The sequence below is a fragment of the Ramlibacter sp. genome (assembly GCF_035706265.1).
Taxonomy (GTDB): domain Bacteria; phylum Pseudomonadota; class Gammaproteobacteria; order Burkholderiales; family Burkholderiaceae_C; genus Ramlibacter.
Genome location: NZ_DASSVG010000664.1, coordinates 1 through 4,631 on the forward strand (window position 1 = coordinate 1; position 4,631 = coordinate 4,631).

The 4,631-nt window shown below is 68.8% G+C and carries 4 protein-coding genes; 2 read left to right on the top strand and 2 right to left on the bottom strand.

Annotated elements, in window-relative coordinates; all coding sequences use genetic code 11:
- Positions 1-2,752 (bottom strand): transcription-repair coupling factor (gene mfd / locus VFM98_RS23790; protein ID WP_325112371.1); only part of this gene is annotated, 2,752 nt, incomplete at its 3' end.
- Between the two features lie 107 nt (positions 2,753-2,859).
- Here mfd and ispD point away from each other — a divergent pair.
- Both ispD and ispF read left to right on the top strand, forming a co-directional pair.
- The gene (ispD, locus tag VFM98_RS23795) at positions 2,860-3,558 is read left to right on the top strand and encodes a 2-C-methyl-D-erythritol 4-phosphate cytidylyltransferase (protein WP_325112372.1); all 699 of its coding nucleotides are present in this window, start codon (positions 2,860-2,862) and stop codon (positions 3,556-3,558) included.
- Positions 3,555-4,037, top strand: a complete 483-nt coding sequence (gene ispF / locus VFM98_RS23800; RefSeq protein ID WP_325112373.1) for a 2-C-methyl-D-erythritol 2,4-cyclodiphosphate synthase — start codon at positions 3,555-3,557, stop codon at positions 4,035-4,037. The genes ispD and ispF overlap by 4 nt, the downstream gene beginning before the upstream one ends.
- A 154-nt stretch (positions 4,038-4,191) precedes the next feature.
- Here ispF and VFM98_RS23805 read toward each other — a convergent pair.
- On the bottom strand, positions 4,192-4,631 hold a 440-nt coding region (locus VFM98_RS23805; protein WP_325112374.1), incomplete at its 5' end, for an ATP-binding protein.

The following is a 4,631-nucleotide window of genomic DNA, read 5'->3' on the forward strand; positions in this document are numbered from 1 at the left end:
CCTCGATGTCCGGCACCATCAGGTACGCATAAGCCTGGTGGTGGCTGCGGCCGACGCGGCCACGCAGCTGGTGGAGCTGCGCCAGGCCGAACTTGTCGGCGCGCGAGATCACGATGGTGTTGGCCGAGGGCACGTCGATGCCGGTCTCGATGATGGTGGAGCACAGCAGCACGTTGTAGCGCTGCTGCACGAAATCGCGCATCACGCGTTCCAGCTCGCGCTCGGGCATCTGGCCGTGGGCGACGGCGATGCGCGCTTCCGGCAGCAGCCGCTCCAGCGCCTCGCGCCGGTTCTGGATCGTCTCCACCTCGTTGTGCAGGAAGTAGACCTGGCCGCCGCGCTTCAATTCGCGCAGCACCGCCTCGCGGATCACGCCGTTGCCTTCGTTGCGCACGAAGGTCTTGATCGCCAGCCGCCGCTGCGGCGCAGTGGCGATCACCGACAGGTCGCGCAGGCCTTCCAGCGCCATGCCCAGCGTCCGCGGGATCGGCGTGGCGGTGAGCGTGAGCACGTCCACCTCGGCCCGCATGGCCTTGATCGCCTCCTTGTGGCGCACGCCGAAGCGGTGCTCCTCGTCGATGATCAGCAGGCCCAGGTTCTTGAACTTGATGGAGGAAGACAGCAGCTTGTGGGTGCCCACCACGATGTCGATGCTGCCGTCCTCCAGCCCCTTGGCCGCCGCCGTGATCTCCTTGCCGGAGCGGAAGCGGCTCATCTCCGCCACCTTCACCGGCCACTTGCCGAAGCGGTCCACCAGCGTCTGGTAGTGCTGCTCCGCCAGCAGCGTGGTCGGCGCCAGGAAGGCGACCTGCTTGCCGCCGGTGATCGCCACGAAGGCGGCGCGCAATGCCACTTCGGTCTTGCCGAAGCCGACGTCGCCGCAGACCAGCCGGTCCATCGGGTGCGGCGACACCATGTCCTGGATCACGGCATGGATCGCCGCCTTCTGGTCCGGCGTTTCCTCGAAGCCGAAATCGTTGGCGAAAGCCTCGTAGTCCTGGGCCGAGAAGCGGAAGGCATGGCCCTGGCGGGCCGCCCGGCGGGCATAGAGGTTCAGCAGTTCGGCCGCGGTGTCGCGCACCTGTTCGGCCGCCTTGCGCCTGGCCTTCTCCCACTGGCCGGAGCCGAGCTTGTGCAGCGGCGCCTCCTCCGCCCCGACGCCGGTGTAGCGGCTGATCAGGTGCAGCTGGCTCACCGGCACGTAGAGCGTGGCGTCGCCGGCGTATGCGAGGTGCAGGAACTCGGTGCTGCCCTGGCCCAGGTCCAGGTTCACCAGCCCCTTGTAGCGGCCGATGCCGTGCTGCGCGTGCACCACCGGGTCGCCGATGTTCAGCTCCGAGAGATCCTTGATCAGGGCATCGACGTCGCTGACCTGTTCCTGCTTCTTGCGCCGGCGCGCCGTGGGCGCGCTCGCGAACAGCTCGGTCTCGGTGACGAAGTCGATCGCTTCCTCGGCCCAGGCGAAGCCGCTGGCGAGCGCCGCGGTGGCGATGCCCAGCTTCTCGTCGCTGGCCTGGAATTCGGCCAGCGAGTCGAAGGCCGCCAGCGTGAGGTGGCTCGCGCGCAGGAAGTCGAGCAGGCTCTCGCGCCGGCCGGCGCTTTCGGCCAGCACCAGCACCCGATGGGAGGAGTGCTCCGCGTGGTACTTGAAGTTCTTGAGCGGGTCCTCGGCACCGCGCACGACGGCGATGTTCGGCAGGCGGCGGAATTCGGCATAGCCTTCTTCCTGCGGGACCGCCTTGAACGCGAGCTGCGCGTGCTGGTTGGCCCGCGTGTAGAACTGCTCGCTGGTGAGGAACAGCGCCTCCGGCGGCAGCACCGGCCGTTCCGGATCGCCCTGCACCAGGCGGTGGCGGTCGCGCGTGTCCTGCCAGAAGCGGTTGAAGGAGGGCTCCAGCTCCCCGTGCAGCACCAGCGTCGACTTCTCGCCGAAGTAGTCGAAGACGGTCGCGGTGTTTTCGAAGAACAGCGGCAGGTAGTACTCGATGCCGGCGGTGGCGACGCCGTTGCCCATGTCCTTGTAGATGCGGCTCTTGGTCGGGTCGCCTTCGAGCAGCTCGCGCCAGCGGCTGCGGAAGCGCGCCCGGGCGTCGTCGTCCATCGGGAACTCGCGCCCGGGCAGCAGCCGCACCTCGGGCACCGGATAGAGGCTGCGCTGGGTGTCGGGGTCGAAGGTGCGGATCGAGTCGACCTCGTCGTCGAACAGGTCGACGCGGTAAGGCACCGGCGAGCCCATGGGGAAGAGGTCGATCAGGCCCCCCCGCACCGCGTATTCGCCGGGGCTCACCACCTGCGTGACGTGGTTGTAGCCGGCCAGCGTGAGCTGCGCCTTCAGCCGCGCTTCGTCCAGCTTCTGCTGCACGCGGAAGTGGAAGGTGTAGCCGGCCAGGAAGGCGGGCGGCGCGACGCGGTACAGCGCCGTGCTCGCCGGCACCAGCACCACGTCGGCCTCGCGCTGCAGGATGCGCCACAAGGTCGCGAGGCGTTCGCTGATCAGGTCCTGGTGCGGCGAGAACTGGTCGTAGGGCAGCGTCTCCCAGTCCGGGAAGAGGGCGCAGCGCAGATCGGGGGCGAAGAAGGCGATCTCGTCCAGCAGGCGCTGGGCGTCGCCGGCCTCGGCCGTGACGATGGCCGTCAGCTTGCCATCCTGCAGTTCGCGCTGCGCCAGCCGGGCCAGCAGCAGCGCATCGGCCGAGCCGACCGGGCGCGGCAAGGCCATCCTTCTTCCGGGGGCGAGCTTGGGCAGATCCATGGGGAAAAAGCGGAAGCGAAAATGCAAAACACCCCGCGCCTGGAGAGGGCGGGGTGTGCCACCATTGTAGGGGGAACGACGCTCTCCGTAGAATGAAAGGGACGGACATGAACGCGACCGCACCCACTTCCCGCTACTTCGCCCTGATTCCCTGCGCCGGCAACGGCAGCCGCGCCGGCACGGCCGGCCCGAAGCAATACGAACGCGTCGCCGGCCAGCCGATGATCTGGCACACCCTGTCGGCCTTCGCCGGCGTCAAGCGCATCGCGCGCACGCTGGTGGTGGTCGCGCCCGGCGACGGCTTCTTCGAACGCAATCCCACCACCTCGGCCCTCGTCGTGCCCTGCGGCGGCGCCACCCGCGCGCAGAGCGTGGCCAACGGCCTGCGCGAACTGCGCCGCGCCGGCGCCGTCGACAGCGACTGGGTCCTGGTGCACGATGCGGCCCGCTGCCTCATCACGCCGCAGCTGATCGACCGCCTGATCGACCACTGCAGCAAGGACGAAGTGGGCGGGCTGCTGGCCCATCCGCTGCCCGACACGCTGAAGATCGGCGAGAACGGCCGCGTGGCCGCCACCGTGACGCGCACGGACAAATGGCAGGCGCAGACGCCCCAGATGTTCCGGCTGGGCATGCTGAGGCAGGCCCTGGAGGGCGCGGACGGCCAGGTGACCGACGAATCCAGCGCCATCGAGAAGATGGGGCTGAAGCCGCTGCTGGTGGAAGCCGGCGCGCAGAACTTCAAGGTCACCTACCCCGAAGACTTCGCCATGGCCGAGGCCGTGCTGCGCGGGCGGGCGCGTTGATTCCCCAGCTGCGGATCGGCGAAGGCTGGGACACGCACGCCCTGGTGCCGGGCCGCCGGCTGGTACTGGGCGGCGTGGAGATCCCCTACGAGCGCGGGCTGCTCGGGCACTCGGATGCCGACGTGCTGCTGCACGCCATCACCGATGCGCTCGTCGGCGCGGCTGGGCTGGGCGACATCGGCCGCCACTTCCCCGACACGGACGAGCGCTTCCGCGGTGCGGATTCCATCGTGCTGCTGCAGGAGGCGATGCGGCGCGTGCGCGAGCAGGGCTGGAAGGTCGTCAACCTCGACAGCACGGTGGTCGCCCAGGCGCCGAAGCTGGCGCCGCACATCGAGGCCATGCGCTCGCGCATCGCCCAGGCGCTGGAGATCGCGCCCGACCAGGTCAACGTGAAAGCCAAGACGGCCGAACGGCTCGGGCCCGTGGGCATGGGCCAGAGCATCGAGGCGCGGGCGGTGGTGCTGCTGACGCAGTAGGAAATCCGAAAACCCGATTCGGACTTTCCTAACGCAAAAGCCGCAAAGGTTTCGCAAAAGCCGCAAAAGGACATCCACTTCAAGGATGTTCTTTTGCGGCTTTCGTATTCCTTTTGCGGCTTTTGCGTTAAGAAGTCCGCGTTCGGCTGTTCCCTCAGGCCGTTTCCCGCGCCCGGTTGCTCATGTCGATGGGGCTGCTGGCGCCGCCCGGCATGGCGGGCATCAGCCGCGGCCGCTGCAGCTTGATGTGCGCGGCCAGCCCGCCCGAGCTGGTGTTGGAGAGCGCGAAGATGCCGCCCATGCGCTGCACCGTCTTGTCGACGATCGCCAGGCCGAGGCCGGCGCCGGTGGCGGCCGTCCGGGCCGCATCGCCGCGGAAGAAGGGCTTCACGAGGTTCGGCAATGCATCCGGCGCTACGCCCATGCCGTGGTCGCGCACCTTCAGCAGCACCCATTCGTTGCGGGCCTTGGCGGCGATGTCCACCACGGCGATGCCGGTTTCGGGCGTCTTGCCGTAGCGGCGCGCGTTCTCCAGCAGGTTGGCGATGACGCGGGCCAGTTCCACCTCGTCGGCCAGCACCTGCAGGCCCTTGG